Consider the following 19592-nt stretch of genomic DNA (forward strand, 5'->3'; position numbering starts at 1 on the left):
CTTTTTGCATTAGTTAAATAGATTTTAAACTTGATGCTAATTAATTTTGCGTAGATAGTTTAAAAACATCAAACGGCTTTTTAGTAAAAATCTATAAAAACAAAATGTTAATAAAGTAGTAAGGATCGCTAAGGTTGAGCTTTCTGGGTTTATCAAAAAAATAAAAAAAATAAAAAAGACTAAGGTGTAAAAGCAAAAAACGCCCGTGATTAAAATCAGGGCGTTTTGTAAAAATCAAACTATGGCATAAACAGCAATCAGGCTTTTTTAAAAAAGCGATTCCTTTGCGAAATGTTAGTCGAATTTATCAGTTTTTTGATGGCGTGCTTTAATGTTACGTATGGTGCCGGTATGGGAGCGCATAACAATAGTATCTGTTTCGATGTAGTGGCGAGCAAATCTAACACCTGAAAGCATATTGCCATCAGTGACACCAGTTGCCGCAAACAGCACATCACCTTTGGCCATCTCGCTCATATCATAAACTTTTTTCGGATCTAAGACACCCATTTTAGCCGCGCGCGCAATCTTTTCATCGGTATTTAATTGCAGACGTCCTTGCATTTGGCCGCCAATGCAGCGAAGTGCTGCCGCTGCCAAAACGCCTTCTGGTGCACCGCCAATGCCGAGATAAATATCAATGCCTGTTTCATCAGGGTCTGTTGTATGAATAATGCCGGCAACGTCACCATCACCGATAAGGCGAATCGAAGCACCAGTACTGCGGATCTCTTCAATGAGTTTAGCGTGGCGTGGACGATCCATAACGCAGGCAGTAATATGCTCGATTGCGACACCTTTTGCTTTAGCAAGTGCATGGATATTATCGGTTGCGGATGCATCAATATCAACAACGCCTTTTGGATAACCAGGGCCAACGGCTATCTTTTCCATGTAAACATCTGGTGCGTAAAGAAGATTGCCTTTTTCTGCAATTGCAATAACCGCAATTGAGTTAGGTTGGTTTTTGGCACAAATTGTCGTGCCTTCTAGTGGGTCAAGCGCAATATCAACAGCCGGCCCGTGCTTGGTACCAACTTCTTCGCCAATATAAAGCATAGGGGCTTCATCGCGCTCACCCTCGCCAATCACCACCGTACCATTAATTGGCAAGCGGTTAAGCTCTTGGCGCATCGCGTCAACAGCTGCTTGGTCGGCAGCCATTTCGTCACCGCGTCCGCGTAAACGCGCAGCTGCTACCGCAGCACGCTCCGTTACGCGCACAAGCTCAAGGGTTAAAATACGATCAAGTCCATTTACATTATGGTCAGTGGAGTTAGCCATCACAAATATCCTACCGGATTTGGGTTGCACACCTTATGCCGAACCAAATCGGCAAGTCTTCGATAATGTCTTTTGTCAAAGACGAGCCGTTGACGCAAGAGGCTGACCGTTCAACTTACGTTATAATTGATTATATTTAGAAATTTAAATCGATTTTATTATGCGGGTCTTTCAATTCGGATCATTTGTGGCTTGTCAACTAGGTTGCCATCCTTAGTAATTGCTTCCAAAGCAGTGCGAACAAAAGACTCGGTCGTTTCATGGGTAATAAGAATAATTGTCTTTGTTCCTGGGTGTAATTCTTCGGACATCGGGCGTTGAACAATTGATTCCAATGAAATATTGTTTTGCGCCATACGTTTTGCAACTGCTGCAAAGACACCTGTCTTATCATGGACGGAAAGACGGATAAAATAACCACCAGCATGAGAGCGCATTTTAGCTTTTTTATAGGGCGTAAGATCACGGGCAGGGGTACCAAATACCGGCCCATATTGGAAGCCCGGAGTGGATTTTGCAATATCGGTAATATCGGCAATAACAGCAGAAGCAGTTGCCGCACCGCCTGCACCAGGACCCGATAGGATAATTTCTCCCAATAGATCCGTTTGAATGGAAACGGCATTGGTTACATTTTGAACCTGCGCAATAACCGAGGATATTGGTACCATTGTTGGGTGGACACGCTGTTCAATGCCTGATTCTGTTTTAACCGCAACGCCAAGCAATTTAATGCGATAGCCAAGTTCTTTAGCAGCATGGATATCAGCTAAGGAAATATTGCTTATACCTTCAAGGTAAATATTATTGACTGAAGTAACGCAGCCAAAAGCAAGGCGAGTTAGAAGCGATAATTTATGCGCTGTGTCATTGCCTTCAATATCAAATGTTGGATCAGCCTCAGCATAGCCTAGAGCTTGTGCATTGGCGAGGCATTGCGAAAACGAAATGCCCTCATTTTCCATTTTGGTAAGGATATAATTGCAAGTGCCATTTAATATGCCATAAACGCGGGTAATTTTATTTGCGCTTAGCGCTTCGCGCATGACTTTAATGACAGGAATACCGCCGGCAACAGCGGCTTCATAATTCAGTAAGGCGCCTTTGCTTTCAGCAATTTGCGCAAGTTCAATACCATGGCGAGCTAGCAAGGCTTTATTTGCGGTTACAACGTGATGGCCTTTTTTAAGGGCTGCTTCAACACTGTGACGGGCTGAACCTTCTTCGCCGCCCATTAGCTCGACGTAAACATCGATTTTATCGGATGCAGCAAGTTCAACCGGACTATCAAACCATTCTATTGCACTCAAATCAATGCCACGATCGCGCGTACGATTACGAGCTGATACGCCGACGACTTCAATTTTGCGGCCGCATTCGCGGCTTAATTCTTCCTGCTTTTGTTGAAGAATATTGATAACAGCACTACCGACAGTTCCTAATCCTGCAATACCGACTTTTAAAACTTCGCTCATGGTTTGACCTGTTGTAGTTAAATAGAATGTGGTTTCTAATTTTGTTTGTAACAACTTCTGCAATAAAATATCAAGCTATTGCAAAGACGTTTCAAGTTTTTATTATTTAATTATCTATAATAAAAAACGTTATTCTTCTAGCAAATGCAAATAGCCGTTTTATATCAAATATGGTTTTATCCACCGCTTATACAGATATGCCGCGTAACGAAAATGATTAGGCCGATTATTAACCAGTAACCAACGCTCTGTCTATCATTCTATTTTATAATTGTTTTAATGATTTTTGGCTGTGCGGAGGAAAAATTTGCTCAATGTAATATGGTGGAGCTGTTGAATTTTATCGTTGATATCTGGTGATCTAATAAGTTTATTTATAAGTCGAAGCACTGGTATTTAAAATCGTTTTCACGGTTAGTAATAGTGCTAACCGTGAAAACATAATGTGAATTATATCACGCATCATCGCCAGAGAAAAAGCGCTTCAAGTTGCGTGCTGCTTGGCGTAAGCGATGTTCATTCTCAACCAATGCAATGCGTACATGGTCATCTCCATGTTCACCAAAGCCAACACCGGGTGAAACTGCAACATCCGCCTTTTCAATAAGTAGCTTGGAGAATTCCAGCGATCCTAAATGGGCGTATTTAGGCGGAATAGGTGCCCAAGCAAACATAGTTGCAGCTGGCGGCGGAACATCCCACCCAGCACGTGAAAAAGTTTCAACCATGGTATCGCGGCGTTTTTTGTATATGGAGCGTACTTGAGCAATATCCGAGCCATCACCATTTAATGCTGCTGTTGCCGCAACTTGAATGGGTGTGAATGCACCGTAATCGAGATAGGATTTAACTCGCGTCAAAGCACCAATTAATCGTTCATTGCCAACAGCAAAACCCATACGCCAACCCGGCATTGAAAAGGTTTTTGACATGGAGGTAAATTCAACGGTTACATCAATAGCACCTGGTATTTCTAGCACTGATGGCGGTGGATTATCATCAAAATAGATTTCCGCATAGGCAAGGTCTGATAGCAGAATCAAATCATTTTTCTTGGCAAAATCGACAACCTCTTTATAAAAATCAAGGTCAGCAACATAAGCGGTTGGATTAGATGGATAATTTAAAATAACCGCAATCGGTTTTGGGATGGAGTGTCGCACAGCGCGATCAAGCGCGCGCATAAATTCTTCACCCGGTGCTGCCGGCATAGAGCGTAAAACGCCGCCCGACATAAGAAAGCCAAAAGAGTGGATTGGATATGTGGGGTCTGGGCACAAAATTACATCGCCAGGTGCCGTGATTGCTTGTGCCATATTGGCAAAGCCTTCTTTGGATCCCAAAGTTGCAACAACCTGTGTATCTGGATTAAGCTTTACACCAAAGCGGCGCTCATAATAGGCGGCTTGCGCACGGCGTAAGCCTGGAATACCTTTTGATGCTGAATAACGATGGGCGCGCGGATCTTGGACAGCTTCGCAAAGTTTTTGCACAATTGCCTTAGGGGTTGGCAAATCTGGATTGCCCATGCCAAGGTCAATAATATCTGCACCGGAGGCTCGCGCGGCTGCCTTTAGGCGATTTACCTGTTCAAAGACGTAAGGCGGGAGGCGACGAATTTTATGAAATTCTTCCGACATGGCAAGACCATTCTATTAGTTGATTAAAGTTAATATTTTAAAGTACGAAGGCACCATGATTATAATAATGTCGCTATGTCAACGATCAATTATTCAATCAAAAGTGTAGGGCATAATTGTGAGGCATATATGTTAAGCACATGCCTTTCGATAAATGCATTATTAGCGATATGTTTAATTTATATCAGCCTAGGAAAGCTTTTTATTGACCGGCTTGTTCAATCTGGCGCAAGGTTTCTTCCGCAGATTTTGCGGCTGCTTGCTTTTGTCGTGCAATATCTTGCTCCGTTGGAACAGCCTCGGTGGCCGCTCGCTCAAGATTGCTTCGATTTTGAGTTAATTGGTTAGCGAGCTGATCGCGCTCAGCTTTGGTAAATTGCGCAGTTTCTCCTTGTGGCATTTGTGAAAAACGCGGAAATACACCAGTTCTATTGGCGCCTTTTTGTGGTACTGTTTCAAATTCTTTGCCGCCTGCGCATCCAGTAAGCGCGCCAACAAGCGCCATTATAATGACTGTAAAAAGAATTTTAGGGTTTTTATATTTTTCTACGGTCATTTTAAATCCATTTTTTCAAGCAGAAGGAGTAGCATTAAAGCAAAATACTAATGACATGGCTTTATTATGCTTGTACCTTTTCTATTATTGCATTTTTATCGTCAAGGCTTCAACAAAAACATAATCAAAAAGCAATAAAAAAGGTTAAATTTTATATCTTTTTAAAAAGGGATAAAAAATTTAACTAGTTCTTGGTGCTGGTTGTTGCCACGCTAACTCATTTGTAAAGAGTGAACCGATTCCCTCATCTGCGGCTATTTTATTAGTAAATCAACTAATTTACAGATTAATCATCATCAATCTTTACCATTTCATGTTGTTTTTTGTTAAAATCTCGCAATAATAATTGACTGGAACACAATCGCCACAGCATTATGATAGTGTGATGTTTTGCCATGCTTTAGTTGTTAACTAATGCAGGTGAAAATTTAAAGCGCTTGGTCTATTGCCAATTAATACTAGCCTTGCTGAATTTTTATTCAACTAAGCATAATGGCGTTTTATTAATAAATTTTTATTGTTGGTTTAAATTGGTAACAAATTGGAGATTTTGTTTGAAACTGTTTTGTCACGACAAAAGTGCTTTTCCATCCATTTCACTTTTAAAAGTAGTTGGGGCACTTTTTGTTCTTTTTCCATTTGTTAGCAGCTGCACATCACTAACTGATCAATTTGCTGATACTGCCTCTATCGCTAAGACTGTTGACGGAGAAGACGCTAAAAATAACAAAAAGCGTAAATCTGGCGGCGTTAATGATGTGATCCCCGTTCCAGATGAAGATGGCGTTCAAGCAAGTTTGGGCAATCAACCAAGTTTAGAGAAGAAGGTTGTTGATGGTACGCAAGGACAGGCGGCCAATGAAGATGATGCTTCCGATAACCAACCTAAAACTTTGTTATCGATGTTTTCCAACAAGAAAAATCGAGATGATGGTGATGCAACAGCGGTAGTAACTAGTGAACCAAGTGATTCTAAAAACAGCAATGTTTCGAAACAAGAAAAGGCGCAGGTAAAAGTCAATCCAGCTAATAGCGGGATTTCCACACAATCAAATGATAAAATTGAAAAAGAACAGCCTAAGTCGTTATTCTCGATGTTTTCCAATAAAAAGAATGATGAACAGCAGGTGAGCGATGCAAGCGATAAGAATGGTAATCTTGACAATGGAACTGCTAGTGCAACGATCAATAATAAAAATTTGGCTGTTGATAAGAGTTTGCTAGGGCGAGCCGATAGCCAAGATAAGGGCGCGCGTCTGCGATTATTTTCAGGAAATAGTGATTCTTCATTAAATGGTGGTGAAACTGGAGCTACCAATAAGCTTGCCTCAATAAAGCCTGATAGAGTTGATCGCAGCCAATATTCTGTCGAATTGCCAGGGGTGCGCCCCAATGGCGGTATTGAAATTAAGCACCGTACCAGCCTTTATGATGATACCGATATTGACGCAAATGAGGTAGAGGCATTTCCATCGATTCAAATGGCCTCAGTTGGTGGCTTGGGACGGAATTTGCCAAACGGCTTACGACTTGCGCATAAAGCCGTTGACGCGCGTTGTTTAAAGCCACAATTAATTAACCTCTTAAAAACGATTGAACGAAATTATAATCGCCCAGTCTATATTACATCCGGTTATCGCAATCCAATTTATAATCGAAAGGTTAATGGTGCTAATCGCTCGCTCCATATGTCATGCGCAGCTGCTGATATTATTGTGCCTGGTGTTCACAAATACGAAATTGCTAAATTTGTACGTAGTCTGCCGGGGCGCGGCGGCGTTGGCACTTATTGTCACCAAGCGATCCATGTCGATATTGGTCCACGAAGGGACTGGAATTGGTCTTGTTCTGGAAAAAAATAGAATTATTTCAAAAAAATCTAAAATGGGGCTTGCGGATTTAAATTTTTGTGTTTATAAGCCCATTCACTGCTTGGGCGCCCATCGTCTAGCGGTTAGGACGCCGCCCTTTCACGGCGGAAACAGGGGTTCGATTCCCCTTGGGCGTACCACTTTACTTTTGAGGTTTAGCAGTAAATCCTTAGCTGATTTGCATTTTTGAATATAGTTTATTGCATTTTAAATATTTTAAGCTTTTAATTCAGGTCATTTATTTCTTCTTTGTTCATGACCCTAAAGGGCAAGTCCAAATCAGTCTCATATAATTGCTCTTTTTGACCATATATCATATTAATAAAATGTAGAATGACGAGAAAATTATATACAGAAGGCAGTTTTTCAAATGTGTCATTTGGTTAAATTGGTTTATTCAGCTTGTTTTATAACTCTATTTTTTCTCAGTCAGTCTTTTGCTGATGAAACCGTTGCCAAAAAAATAATTAGCCACATTAGCGAAGACATAGAATGCAATTCTAATTCGCGCGATAAAATATTTGCAGTCGGCGAAGTAAATACAAAATCATATTTTTGGGGAGTAAATGGCGATGGCGGTTCGTTTGAAAAAAGCTGCATATGTCATTAATGAAGATAAAATTATGATATATTCGGCTTATAAAGATTATTATTGCGTTGGTTTTATGAAAGATTATAATTTTTATAAAATCTATCATGGTTTGATTGCGAAAGAAAATATTATATTCGATAATTACATGGCAGATTTAAGTAAGTATATTGGAAAATGGGAGTAGAATGATGGATCTTTATTTAAAATTTTTGAATTAAAAGAAATTAATAATAAATTATTTATAGATATGGACGTGAATATTGTTGATAGTATTGCACAGTTTTATGCCAATGTGGATATATTAATTTTGACCTAAAAACGCAAAAATTTAAAGCTGGGGTAATTGAGCAAGGTAGTGATCAGCTTACTAATTGTTATTATCGTTTTTATAAATATCATGATTATTTGGTGGTTGTCGATTATAACCAAAAAAGTAATAAATGCGTTACAACTACAGCTTTTAATATGTCTGGAGTTTATAAGATAAGCTATAATAATAATTAGTGTTGGCAGCAATTTAAAGCGCCAGGTTAAATCATTTCATTGCATATTTTTTGAAACCGAGAATTTTCGTTTTTCATTTTCTTTTTGCATTAATGGCTGCTTTTCCTTTTAGCAAAAATGTTTTAACTGTTATTGATAGTTTTTAGCAGTCAGATTTAAGGATTGGCCTTTATGCTTTTTGATGAATTGTCAGCAATTCCAGCTTTGTGGATCATCGCCGCAGCTATTCTAGGTTATTTATTGGGGTCAATTCCTTTTGGTCTTCTTTTTACCAAGGCTGCAGGTCTAGGAGATGTTCGCAATATTGGTTCAGGTAATATTGGGGCGACCAATGTGTTACGTACCGGAAATAAAAAACTAGCAGCCGCTACGCTTTTGTGTGACGCTTTAAAAGGAGCTGTTGCAGCTATTTTGTTTAATGTGCTTTTTCCTGGAGCAGGGTTGATTGCAGGTTTTTTTGCGTTCTTGGGGCATCTTTATCCAGTTTGGCTGCAGTTTAAGGGAGGGAAAGGCGTTGCTACCTATATTGGTGTGGTTTTTGCAATTTTTTGGCAAGGTGGATTTATCTTTCTTGGCGTGTGGCTGATTACTGCTTTTATAACACGTTATTCCTCGCTTTCTGCACTTGTTGCGATTATCGTTGTGCCGCTTGCAGCCTATTTTCTTACCTCTCCACTTATAACCGCAATATTAGTCTTGATGGGGCTTTTGATTATTGTTAAACATAGGGGTAATATTAGTCGGCTAATGTGTGGAAATGAGAGTAAAATAGGCGCGAAAGGGAAATAAAAGGGGATTGTGATTAGAACGCGGGGGATAAAATTAAGTGAAAAGCAAAGGCTTTCATGGTTACAGCTTATTCGTAGTGAAAATGTTGGGCCTCAAACTTTTCGTCAGTTGATTGAGCGCTTTGGTTCGGCAGAGCAGGCTTTGTTAGCTTTGCCAGAATTGGTGGCGCATGGGGGTGGGCGCAAGATTCGCATTGCAAAGGCAAGCGATGCAGAGCGTGAGCTTGATTTTGCCCAGCGTAATAATATCCATTTTATCGGTATTGGTGAGCCAGACTATCCGCCTTTATTGCGCGCTATTGATAATCCGCCACCACTAATATCTGCTAAGGGTAATTTAAAGTTATTGCAAAATACGGCTATTGGCATAGTTGGTTCGCGTAACGCTTCTGCTGCGGGGCAAAAATTAGCAAGTCAGTTTGCTGCAAGCTTAGGGGAAGCTGGACTTATTAGCCTATCGGGTTTTGCACGCGGCATTGATGGGGCTGCCCATCAGGCTAGCCTAAATACTGGAACGATTGCTGTTATGGCAGGGGGGCTTGATCATATTTATCCGCCTGAACATGGTGACCTTTATCAGCATTTATTAAAAAGGGGTAGTCTTGTTATAAGTGAAATGCCAATTGGCTGGCAGCCAAGGGCGCAAGATTTTCCGCGCCGAAATCGATTGATTGCAGGTATTGGTTTAGGATTGTTGGTCGTTGAGGCCGCAAAGCGTTCTGGTTCATTAATTACAGCACGATTAGCTGCTGATTATGGGCGCTTGGTTTTTGCAATACCAGGTTCGCCACTTGATCCGCGTGCAGTTGGCACCAATGGTTTGATTAAGGAGGGCGCCAGTCTTGTTGATTGTGCAAAGGATATTATTGAAAGCCTCACACCTCTTTGCCCTGAAATGACATTATTTGATAAGATGCTGCCGTTTGAACTTCCAGAAGCTATAGATCAGCATTTGCTTGAAGTTAATGATACTTCTATGGAAAACATTATATCAATGACAAGCCCGCAAATATCCCAGAGCTTTTCTCTTAATAATTTAAATCACTGTGACATTAATAATAGCAATTTGGATGATGACCTTAGCAAAAAGGAAAGGCAAGTTCTTTTGGGGCATTTATCAGTAACACCGATTGATATGGAGACTTTGGCTCTGTATTGTGATTTGTCTTTGCCAAAGGTCTATCTTGCCATTTTGGAGCTTGACCTTGCAGGCAAGGTGCTGCGTCATTCGGGAGGTTTGGTGTCACTGGCGCCAGGTTTTTGATTTAACATCTCATTATAATTTTGAAATTTCAGTAAACTTTCTTTCTCTACAACTTCAAGCAAGAAAAAAAGCAGTGGCTCGTTAACCTTAGCTGCCATTAATTTTAGCGAAAGTGCCATTTCATATATATAGTTAATTGTGCCGAGTTTATCAATTTCGTTAGCCGATTTAATGTTTTGATTCTCTTGGTCGGTCATGTAACCTCGGCTCTCTTAGTCGTTTATCTAATGCGATGGTTTGCCTAACACAATAATTTATCACATTAATTTTGACTTATTATATTGGGCGATTTGTGTTTCATTGCATAATTGAATGAATGATTAAAAATATCTGTATGATAAGATATTTCAAGGGTAAGCCAATACTAGTGCGATATTTTTGCCAAAAAACATCTTATTTATGGTTAATTTTAAATCAGGACTTGACGTTATCTCATTGACTGTTCATTTGAATGCTGAGAATTTTTTTCGCGATTATTGAATTTTGATGCGATTTAACACAAGGGATGACTTATTTAACCAATAGGTTCGTTCCAAAATGGGAATTGAAGATGAAAGTAGTTGTTGTCGAATCACCAGCAAAAGCAAAAACAATTAATAAATATCTGGGAAGCGACTATAAGGTATTTGCCTCATTTGGTCATGTGCGTGATCTGCCAGCCAAAGATGGTTCTGTTTTGCCTGATGAAGATTTTGCCATGAAATGGGATACAGACAGCGCGTCGGCAAAGCGCTTGTCTGAAATTGCTAAAGCGGTCAAGGATGCTGACCAATTGATACTCGCAACCGATCCGGATCGTGAAGGGGAGGCAATTTCGTGGCATGTGCTTGATGTGCTAAACGCGAAGCGCGTTTTAAAAGACAAGCCAGTAAGCCGCGTTGTTTTTAATGCTATCACTAAAAGCTCCGTGCTTGACGCTATGGCGCATCCTCGCCAAATTGATGATGCGTTGGTAAATGCTTATCTTGCTCGTCGCGCATTAGATTATCTCTTTGGCTTTAATTTGTCGCCAGTATTATGGCGCAAGTTGCCGGGTGCGCGCTCTGCTGGGCGTGTACAGTCGGTAGCGCTGCGTTTGATTTGTGATCGTGAGGCAGAAATTGAGCGGTTTATTCGTGAAGAATACTGGACGATTGCAGCTGAACTTAATACGCCGCGTCAGGAAAAATTTATTGCGCGTCTTACCGATTTTGAAGGTAAGAAGCTTGGCAAGCTTGATATTAAGAATGGCGAGCAGGCAGAAAAAATTCGCAAAATGTTAGTTGGTGCGAGTTTCAAAATTGAAACAATGGAAGCAAAGCCAACAAAGCGCAATCCTGGTCCTCCTTTTACAACATCTACCTTGCAGCAAGCGGCGTCATCGCGCTTAAGCTTTTCTGCATCACGCACTATGCAAGTTGCGCAGCGCCTTTATGAAGGTGTTGATCTTGGCGGGGAAACAACTGGTCTCATAACCTATATGCGTACTGATGGTGTGCAAATGGCGCCAGAAGGTATTGATGGTGCGCGTAAATCGATTGCTAAAACTTTCGGCAATAATTATGTGCCGGAAAAGCCACGCTTTTATTCAGCAAAAGCTAAAAATGCGCAAGAAGCGCATGAGGCGATTAGACCAACTGATTTTTCACGCACGCCGCAATCCATGAAGGCATTTTTGGATGCCGACCAATATCGCCTTTATGATCTTATTTGGAAGCGTGCAATAGCCAGTCAAATGTTACCGGCCGATATTGAACGAACTACGGTTGATATAGCTGCAAGAAATGGCGAGTCTATTGCCGATCTACGTGCAACGGGTTCGGTTATTCGTTTTGATGGCTTTTTGGCAGCCTATATGGATGTTCGTGAGGAAGATGCAGGAGATGATGAGGGCAGCGCACGTTTGCCATTTATGGAAAAGAATGAGGTGCTCACCCAATCTCGCATTGACGCTGACCAGCATAGCACCGAGCCGCCGCCACGTTATTCAGAAGCAAGCTTGATTAAAAAGCTTGAAGAATTAGGAATTGGAAGGCCGTCCACCTATGCGTCCACTCTTGCGACATTGCAGGACCGTGATTACATCAATATCGATAAGCGCAAGCTTATTCCTGAAGCCAAGGGACGGGTGGTTACTGCTTTCCTTGAAAACTTTTTCAACCGCTATGTTGAATATGACTTTACCGCTAGCCTTGAAGACAAGCTTGATCTTATTTCAGATGGTAAGTTGGTTTGGAAAGATGTTTTGCGCGATTTTTGGCAGCAATTCTCGTCTTCTATTGCCGACATTGCTGATTTGCGAGTAACAGCTGTTCTTGATGTTTTGAATGAGGTACTTGCACCAATTGCTTTCCCTGCGCGTGAAGATGGATCAGATCCGCGCTCTTGCCCATTATGTAAGCAAGGGCAGTTATCGTTAAAACTTGGCCGCTATGGTGCATTTGTTGGTTGCTCTAACTATCCTGAATGTAAATTTACGCGTCAGCTTGGTAGTGAGGGTGAAGGTGATGGTAAAGCACTAGGTGATGAACCTGCAGTGTTAGGGCAGGATCCTGAAACTGGCGAGGATATCACTTTGCGCACTGGACGTTTTGGTCCTTATGTACAACGTGGTGATGGTAAAGATGCTAAACGTGCCGGCTTACCAAAAGGTTGGCAAATGGCCGATATTGATTTTGAAAAGGCACAAGCTTTGTTGGCTTTGCCGCGTGATATTGGTTTGCATCCTGAAACTGGCACGATGATTACAGCAAGCATTGGGCGCTACGGCCCTTATATTGCCAATGATGGAAAATATGCTAACCTAGAAAATGCTGATGAAGTGTTTAGCATTGGTATTAACCGTGCAGTGAGCGTGCTTGCTGACAAGGCTAATAAAAGCGGTGGTCGTGCAAGCGCTGCAAGTGCAAAACCTATAGCTAATTTAGGTGCGCATCCTGATGGTGGCGAAATTACCGTGCGTGATGGGCGTTATGGCCCCTATGTTAATTGGGGTAAAATAAATGCTACCATAACTAAGGGTATGGATCCTGCAAGCTTAACGCTTGAAGAAGCAATTGCCTTGCTAGCCGCAAAGGCAGCTAAAACGCCTACAAAAAAAGCTGCAGCCAAAAAAGCGCCAGCTAAAAAGGCCGCAACTAAAAAAACGGCAGCCAAAAAAGCAGTAACAAAGAAGGTGGCGGGTGAGAATAGCGATGAAAAGCCCAAAGCTGCTAAAAAAGCCGCTCCTAAAAAAGCTGCTGTGACGAAAAAGACTGCAGCCCCTAAAAAGGCTAGTGTAAAGAAAGCAGAGTAATCTTGGCTAAAAAACCAAAGAAAAGCAACAGCAAATCTAGTCCTAATAAGGCAATGGTTCATCTACCAAGCCGCGAAGATGTGGTGCAATTTATTTCTGATAATCCAGGAAGTAACGGTAAGCGTGAAATTGCCAAAGCCTTTGGTTTAAAAAGCGAAGGCCGCATTTGGCTGAAAAATCTTTTACGCAGTTTGGCTGATGATGGGGTTATTGAAAAGCGGCGTAAAACTATTCATTCTAAGGGTAGTTTACCGCCGGTTGCAGTGCTGGATATTTTTGGTCGCGATAAAGATGGTTCATTACTTGGTCGACCTGTCGATTGGCATGATGATGAGCCGCCGATTGTTTTATTGCGCGCCGGTAAAGTCGCCGGTGGTCCTGCTATTGGTGTTGGTGATCGTATCACCGCTAAAGTTTTTCCATCTAAAGAAAAAGGCCCTGCTTATACAGGGCGCCTTATTCGTAAAGTGGACAAGAAAAATAGTACTGTTCTTGGTGTGTTGCGCGAGATAAAAGGCGAATGGCGGTTGGAGCCGGTTGATCGCAAGCAAGATCCTATTCTTATTGATCCGCAATCATTAGAAAATGCCAAGGAAAATGATCTTGTTGAAGTGACACTTGGTCGTGATAGCCGCTATGGTTTAAAACGTGGCATGGTGCGGCAAGTGGTGGGTAGTATTGAAAGTGAAAAAGCACTTTCAATGATTGCAATCTACGCTCATTCCATACCGCATATTTTTCCTGAAGAGGTTTTGCAGGAATCTGAAAATGTTAAGCCAGTAGTCATGGCTGATTGTAAAGATGGAGCAGGGCGCGAAGATTGGCGCGATATTCCGTTTGTAACGATTGATCCCCATGATGCTAAAGATCATGATGATGCAGTTTATGCTGAGCCAGACAGCAATGAGGCCAATGCACATGGTCACATTGTTATGGTAGCTATTGCTGATGTTTCTGCTTATATCCGTCCTAATTCGGCAATGGATAGGGAGGCATTAAAACGCGGCAATTCCGTTTATTTTCCCGATCGCGTTGTGCCTATGCTGCCAGAGCGGATTTCTAATAATCTTTGCTCGCTGCGTGAGGGTGAAGAGCGCCCAGCTATGGGCGTGCGTATGGTCTATAATAAGGATGGTCACAAGCTAAGCCACAGTTTCCATCGAGTAATGATTCGCTCCCATGCCAAGTTAAGCTATCAACAAGCGGAAAAAGCAATTGACGGGGTGTTGGATGAAAAAACCGCACCGATTATTGATACAATCTTGAAGCCGCTTTGGAAGGCCTATGATAGCCTTAAAAAAGCGCGTGACAAGCGTGAGCCTTTGGACCTTGATTTACCTGAAAAGAAGCTGCTTCTTGATGAAGAAGGGCGCGTTAAGGATGTTTATATTCCATTGCGTCTTGATGCGCATCGCTTAATTGAAGAATGTATGATTGCTGCCAATGTCGCTGCTGCAGAAACCTTGAAAAGCAAAGGTCAATCATTAATTTTCCGAATTCATGACCAGCCATCGCTTGCTAAGCAAGAAAGCTTGCGTGAATTTTTGGCAACAATTGGCTTACCGCTTGCCCGCGGTGCTGACCTTACGCCATCTAAGTTTAATGCCATTTTGAGTAAGGTAAAGGGCAGCGAACAGCAGGATTTGGTTAATCAGGTCGTCTTGCGTTCGCAAGCTCAAGCTGAATATAGTCCAGATAATATTGGTCATTTTGGTTTAACTCTGCATAATTATGCGCATTTTACCTCACCTATTCGCCGCTATGCGGATTTAATTGTGCATCGCGCGCTTATCAAGGCGTTAAAGCTAGGCAATGATGGTTTGACTGATCGTGAGGAAGAGCAGCTTGGCGAAATCTCGGCACAAATTTCGCAAACAGAACGCCGTGCTATGGCAGCAGAACGTGAAACAACCGACCGCTTAATAGCGCATTATTTTGCCGATAAAATAAATGCTGAATTTTCAGGCCGTATCACCGGTGTGACTAAGTCAGGTTTATTTGTCCAGCTTGATCCTTATGGTGCTGATGGCTTTATACCAATATCAACGCTTGGCGCTGAATATTACCTTTATGATGAAGCCCGTCATGCTTTGGTTGGAGAGCGCAGCCAAAAAGGTTTCCAAATGGGTGACGTTGTATCTGTGCGTTTGGTTGAAGCCTTGCCGGTTGCGGGTGCTTTACGCTTTGAGATGTTGACTAAGCCGCAAGAATTACCATTCTCAATGCTTTCTCATCATAAAACAGGCAAAAGAAACCGTAACATGGCGCAAAAGCCGCAACGGGGCCGCCGCCGTAGGTGATAAAAATGCTTTTGGGCTTCTGTTCCAATTGTAACAAGAAAAGCCCATCGTTTTACTGGTTAAAATCTCGATATTGATTATTTCATCATAAATATTAAAAAAGCCGCAACAATATTACATTGTTGCGGCTTTTTTTAATTATTTTAGCAATTTCAGTAAGATTTTTGTTTAAAATATAGCAAAAATAACTAGAGCTTTTTTTGAAATTAAATAGCTCTAGCTAATATAACTGCAGCTATTCATGGCCAAATTGCGCTCATTTAGTGGATACCATGTCCTTGCAAATAGCCTTTTTTGCGAGCATCAGGCATGAGCAGTGCGGCGATAAATGCAACGACCATCATGATTGTTACATAAATATAGAAATAGTTTTCATGTCCAAGTTGCTTCATTCCAAGTGCAACGGTTTCAGCCGAACCACCAAAAATTGCATTTGCAATCGCATAAGACAGACCAACCCCCAACGCCCGAGCTGAAGCGGGGAACATTTCAGCTTTAACAATACCACTAATTGAGGTGTATAGGCTAGTAATGGCGAGCATGACCACAATGGTAAAAAAAACGACATAGGGCGATGTTGCGCTGCCAATGATTTTTAACGCGGGAATTGTGCAGATGATCGATAATACCGTCCAAATAAGCAGTGATTTTCTGGTTCCGATACGATCTGCAAGCATACCAAAAAATGGTTGTATTATCATGAAAACAAAAAGAGCTGCGGTCATCAAAGTTGTTGCAGCATGTTTCTCAAAACCTGCAGTTGTTACTAAGAATTTTTGCATATAGGTAGTGTAGGTATAAAAAGTTAAAGAACCGCCAGCTGTAAAACCAAGTACCAATAAAAATGCTTTGCCATGATTGCGCAACAAAGCGACAATGCTACCTGCTTCTTTACTTGTGCGTGTTTCTTCTGTTGAAGTTTCATGAAGGTTTGAACGCAAGTAAAGCGCCACAATTGCTGCTAAACCACCAATGAAAAATGGAACGCGCCAACCCCAGCTTTTCAAAGCCTCATCATCCAGATAGCTAGCAAGAATAAACACCACCAGTGAGGCCAATAATTGACCACCAATGAGAGTTACATATTGGAATGAGCTGAAAAATCCGCGACGACCTTTAAGTGCTACTTCACTCATATAAGTTGCCGTCGTACCATATTCGCCGCCAACGGAAAGTCCCTGTAACATACGCAAAAGCAAAAGAAAAATTGGTGCTAATATGCCAATTGTTTCATAAGTCGGCAAAAGCGCAATTAAAAATGAACCGGCGCACATCATCAAAACGGAAATAAGCAATGAGCGTTTGCGCCCATATTTATCGGCGATGCGACCAAATAACCAGCCACCAATGGGGCGCATAAGAAAGCCAACAAAGAAAACGCCTGCTGCCTTCAATAGCTCTTGGGTTGTGTCGCCGTTTGATGGAAAAAATAACGCAGCAAAATAAATTGATGTGAATGCATATACGTAAAAATCATACCATTCAACTAGGTTGCCAGAGGCGCTCGATACAATTGCATAAATTCTTTTACGTGTATCATGCGGGTCTGGCTGATGTGAATCAGCTTCATGTGAGTGCATATCTGTGTCCTCCTAAGAATTATTCTATATTTTTATTATTGATCGCCTGCCATATTGCAATAATAGAATAGCCATATTTGCGCCATATTTAACAATATTTGCGAAATTAATCATTATCAACATGCTAAAGTACAAATATAAGTTATAAGCTTATAACATTTTTCCCGGGTTCATAATGCCATTTGGATCAAAGGCTGATTTAATTTTTCGCATTAAATCGATAGCGACTGGGGATTTAAAGGCAATAAGTTCTTGTCTTTTGAGTTGGCCAATACCATGTTCTGCAGAAAAGGCACCACCATAGCGCATAACAAGCGTGTGAACATGATGATTAACATTAGCCCATTTGGACAAAAATTCTTGCCGATCCATGTCAATTGGTTGAGTGATATTATAGTGAAGATTGCCATCACCCATATGGCCAAAGCAGACGATGCGAGCCGCAGGAATAAGGCTTTCAACCAATTCGCCCGCTTCAGCAATAAAATCTGGAATTGAAGCTACAGGAACGGAGATGTCATGCTTAATCGAGCCACCTTGTTTTTTTTGAGCCGGTGACATCTCTTCACGCATAGTCCAGAATTCGTTCTCTTGTGTTTTATTGCTAGCAATAACCGCATCTAGAATAATATTTTTTTCAAAGGTTTCACTTAAAATATCTTCAATGAATTGGCGTGCTTCACTATCTGAGTGGGGAGAGGAAATATCAATCAACACATACCAAGGGTAAGGCGCAGAGAATGGATCGCGACTTTTAGCGTTGTAATCGATCGTAAATTCTAGTCCTATGCGCGGCATTAATTCAAACCCCGTAAGCATAGTACTCGCCTTATCATGGGCAATAGTAAAAAGCTTAAGCGCTTCAAAAGGCGATTTTACGCCAACATATGCTACAGCTTTGCCGCGTGGCTTTGGATATAGTTTTAGCACTGCCGCTGTAATAATACCTAGCGTACCTTCGGCACCAATAAAAAGATCTTTTAAATCATATCCGCTATTATCTTTTTTAACTTGGCGTAAATCATCCAATATGCGGCCATCAGGCAATACAACTTCAACACCGAGACATAATTCCCGGCTATTGCCATAAGATAGCACGGCAGTACCACCAGCATTCGACGACAAGTTGCCGCCAATTTGGCATGAACCTTCAGAACCAAGTGAAAGCGGAAAAAGTCGATTGGCATCATCGGCAGCTTCTTGTAGATTTTTTAAAATAACGCCTGCTTCTGCCAATATAAGATTCCCCTCCACATCTATAGAGCGAATTTTATTGAGCCGCGCTAATGAAATAATGATTTGGTTGCCACTTATATCAGGCTGTTGGGCGCCGACGAGACCAGTATTGCCTCCTTGCGGAACAATGGCGGTTTTTGTTTCATTGGCAAGCTGCATTAGTTTTGAGACTTCTTGAGTAGATTGCGGGCGTAATAAAAGCGGCGTCTTGCCGTGATAAAGCCCACGCTGCTCAATTAAATAAGAGCTTAAAATATCGGGATCCGTAATTGCGTTATTACTACCAACAATAGCAACAAAGCGCTCGATTAAATCTGGTGTCATGTTTTACCTCTTAAATCAAAAAAGTTGCTAATATTGGCATAGGTGCCAGCGTTTAAAGTAGTCATGGTAAAGCTATATGAAAAGCGTTGACTTTAACAGTAATTAAAAATCTTTAAAAATTTTTTCATTCACTCCTAACCAGTTTTGCCGTTAGACGTGCATTCAGCATTTATGTGAAAAAGACTAAAAGGTTAAAACATCCATTGAGAATTATTCGTCATACGAAAAGTCAGGTAGATTTGGCTTTTTACGAGGCTTAGCCAAGTTATCTATAATATCCAACTGTTTTAAATTTCGATACAACTTGTAACTCATGGCTTGTTGTGGATGTTATTTTTAGGAAGGGCGTTTTATAAATAAAGTTAATAAAATCAAAAAAGCCGCCCACTGGGCGGCTTTTTATTTTCAAAAAATAAACTTAATTAAGTTTTGTTTTAACTTGCTCTAGCGAATTATGAAACAATTTATCTGATTTATTGCTGTCTAATTCTTCGCTAATTATTTTTCCGGCAGCTGCGATTGCAATATCAACAGCTTTGGAACGTACTGCAGCAATTGCATCGGCTTCAGCAAGAGAAATTTTTTGCTCGGCCAAACGATTGCGGCGCTCTACATATTCTTCGGTCTTGCGACGTGCATCTTCTGTTAGTGCAACTGCTTCGCGTTGCGCAACTGCAATAATGTCAGCGGCTTCCTTTTCCGCTTCAGAACGCTTGCGTTGATATTCAGCTAAAAGCTGTTGTGCATCTTCACGTAAGCGGCGAGCATCTTCCAATTCTTCAGATATGCGTAACGAGCGTGCATCTAAGGCTTTGCCAATCCAACTTGGAACTTTTAAATAGGCTAAAATCGCCAAAAATAGTACAAGCGCAATAAGGGCCCAAAAAGTATCGGTCATTATGTT

The 19592-nt window shown here is 41.4% G+C and carries 14 protein-coding genes and 1 tRNA gene; 7 read left to right on the top strand and 8 right to left on the bottom strand.

The genetic code is table 11. The features are described 5' to 3' along the window. Window positions 1–294: 294 nt before the first annotated feature. The 4 genes from glpX to N6A79_RS04930 all read right to left on the bottom strand — a co-directional run bounded on the left by glpX (window position 295) and on the right by N6A79_RS04930 (window position 4955). Window positions 295–1284 (bottom strand): class II fructose-bisphosphatase, encoded by a 990-nt coding sequence (gene glpX, locus N6A79_RS04915; protein WP_182419171.1) that lies wholly within the window; start codon window positions 1282–1284, stop codon window positions 295–297. 158 nt (window positions 1285–1442) lie between these two features. Beyond that, window positions 1443–2759 (bottom strand): homoserine dehydrogenase, encoded by a 1317-nt coding sequence (locus N6A79_RS04920; protein ID WP_182419172.1) that lies wholly within the window; start codon window positions 2757–2759, stop codon window positions 1443–1445. 455 nt (window positions 2760–3214) lie between these two features. Then, entirely contained in the window at window positions 3215–4399 is a 1185-nt protein-coding gene (locus N6A79_RS04925; RefSeq protein WP_182419173.1) for an LL-diaminopimelate aminotransferase, read from the bottom strand. Between the two features lie 202 nt (window positions 4400–4601). Beyond that, window positions 4602–4955 (bottom strand): hypothetical protein, encoded by a 354-nt coding sequence (locus N6A79_RS04930; protein WP_268547229.1) that lies wholly within the window; start codon window positions 4953–4955, stop codon window positions 4602–4604. A 554-nt stretch (window positions 4956–5509) separates the two neighbouring features. Here N6A79_RS04930 and N6A79_RS04935 point away from each other — a divergent pair. The 5 genes from N6A79_RS04935 to dprA all read left to right on the top strand — a co-directional run bounded on the left by N6A79_RS04935 (window position 5510) and on the right by dprA (window position 9974). After that, complete coding sequence (locus tag N6A79_RS04935) at window positions 5510–6817, top strand: YcbK family protein (protein WP_268547230.1); 1308 nt, start codon at window positions 5510–5512, stop codon at window positions 6815–6817. A 74-nt stretch (window positions 6818–6891) separates the two neighbouring features. Next, window positions 6892–6966 (top strand) — tRNA-Glu (locus N6A79_RS04940). A gap of 426 nt (window positions 6967–7392) precedes the next feature. Further along, window positions 7393–7602: a hypothetical protein gene (locus N6A79_RS04945; RefSeq protein ID WP_268547231.1), complete on the top strand. Its 210-nt coding sequence runs from the start codon at window positions 7393–7395 to the stop codon at window positions 7600–7602. A gap of 491 nt (window positions 7603–8093) precedes the next feature. Beyond that, entirely contained in the window at window positions 8094–8711 is a 618-nt protein-coding gene (plsY, locus tag N6A79_RS04950; RefSeq protein ID WP_268547232.1) for a glycerol-3-phosphate 1-O-acyltransferase PlsY, read from the top strand. A 6-nt stretch (window positions 8712–8717) separates the two neighbouring features. After that, window positions 8718–9974, top strand: a complete 1257-nt coding sequence (dprA, locus tag N6A79_RS04955; protein WP_268547542.1) for a DNA-processing protein DprA — start codon at window positions 8718–8720, stop codon at window positions 9972–9974. Here the strand turns inward: dprA and N6A79_RS04960 are convergent. Then, window positions 9935–10171: a hypothetical protein gene (locus tag N6A79_RS04960; RefSeq protein ID WP_268547233.1), complete on the bottom strand. Its 237-nt coding sequence runs from the start codon at window positions 10169–10171 to the stop codon at window positions 9935–9937. The two genes, dprA and N6A79_RS04960, sit on opposite strands and share 40 nt — an antisense overlap. A 353-nt stretch (window positions 10172–10524) precedes the next feature. On the opposite strand from N6A79_RS04960, the gene topA reads away from it, so the two are divergent. Both topA and rnr read left to right on the top strand, forming a co-directional pair. After that, window positions 10525–13248 (top strand): type I DNA topoisomerase, encoded by a 2724-nt coding sequence (topA, locus tag N6A79_RS04965; RefSeq protein ID WP_268547234.1) that lies wholly within the window; start codon window positions 10525–10527, stop codon window positions 13246–13248. Between the two features lie 53 nt (window positions 13249–13301). Continuing rightward, complete coding sequence (gene rnr, locus N6A79_RS04970) at window positions 13302–15548, top strand: ribonuclease R (protein ID WP_268547543.1); 2247 nt, start codon at window positions 13302–13304, stop codon at window positions 15546–15548. A 260-nt stretch (window positions 15549–15808) separates the two neighbouring features. On the opposite strand, the gene N6A79_RS04975 is transcribed toward rnr, so the two are convergent. The 3 genes from N6A79_RS04975 to N6A79_RS04985 all read right to left on the bottom strand — a co-directional run bounded on the left by N6A79_RS04975 (window position 15809) and on the right by N6A79_RS04985 (window position 19586). Further along, a complete protein-coding gene (locus N6A79_RS04975; protein WP_182419178.1) occupies window positions 15809–17128 on the bottom strand; it encodes an MFS family transporter in 1320 nt (439 codons plus the stop codon). 150 nt (window positions 17129–17278) lie between these two features. Further along, window positions 17279–18688, bottom strand: a complete 1410-nt coding sequence (locus N6A79_RS04980) for an FAD-binding oxidoreductase (RefSeq protein WP_268547235.1) — start codon at window positions 18686–18688, stop codon at window positions 17279–17281. A 418-nt stretch (window positions 18689–19106) separates the two neighbouring features. Next, window positions 19107–19586: a F0F1 ATP synthase subunit B gene (locus N6A79_RS04985; protein WP_182419180.1), complete on the bottom strand. Its 480-nt coding sequence runs from the start codon at window positions 19584–19586 to the stop codon at window positions 19107–19109. Window positions 19587–19592: the final 6 nt, after the last annotated feature.

Origin of the sequence: Bartonella sp. HY761 (genome assembly GCF_026743145.1) — a bacterium.
GTDB lineage: Bacteria > Pseudomonadota > Alphaproteobacteria > Rhizobiales > Rhizobiaceae > HY038.

Bases quoted from the DNA above. Each gene is read 5' to 3' on its own strand.
- N6A79_RS04925 (WP_182419173.1), bottom strand. From the start codon at position 4,399: ATGTCGGAAGAATTTCATAAAATTCGTCGCCTCCCGCCTTACGTCTTT.
- N6A79_RS04980 (WP_268547235.1), bottom strand. From the start codon at position 18,688: ATGACACCAGATTTAATCGAGCGCTTTGTTGCTATTGTTGGTAGTAAT.
- N6A79_RS04920 (WP_182419172.1), bottom strand. From the start codon at position 2,759: ATGAGCGAAGTTTTAAAAGTCGGTATTGCAGGATTAGGAACTGTCGGT.
- N6A79_RS04975 (WP_182419178.1), bottom strand. From the start codon at position 17,128: ATGCACTCACATGAAGCTGATTCACATCAGCCAGACCCGCATGATACA.
- N6A79_RS04960 (WP_268547233.1), bottom strand. From the start codon at position 10,171: ATGACCGACCAAGAGAATCAAAACATTAAATCGGCTAACGAAATTGAT.
- N6A79_RS04945 (WP_268547231.1), top strand. From the start codon at position 7,393: ATGGCGATGGCGGTTCGTTTGAAAAAAGCTGCATATGTCATTAATGAA.
- N6A79_RS04930 (WP_268547229.1), bottom strand. From the start codon at position 4,955: ATGACCGTAGAAAAATATAAAAACCCTAAAATTCTTTTTACAGTCATT.
- plsY (WP_268547232.1), top strand. From the start codon at position 8,094: ATGCTTTTTGATGAATTGTCAGCAATTCCAGCTTTGTGGATCATCGCC.
- glpX (WP_182419171.1), bottom strand. From the start codon at position 1,284: ATGGCTAACTCCACTGACCATAATGTAAATGGACTTGATCGTATTTTA.
- N6A79_RS04985 (WP_182419180.1), bottom strand. From the start codon at position 19,586: ATGACCGATACTTTTTGGGCCCTTATTGCGCTTGTACTATTTTTGGCG.
- rnr (WP_268547543.1), top strand. From the start codon at position 13,302: ATGGTTCATCTACCAAGCCGCGAAGATGTGGTGCAATTTATTTCTGAT.
- topA (WP_268547234.1), top strand. From the start codon at position 10,525: ATGAAAGTAGTTGTTGTCGAATCACCAGCAAAAGCAAAAACAATTAAT.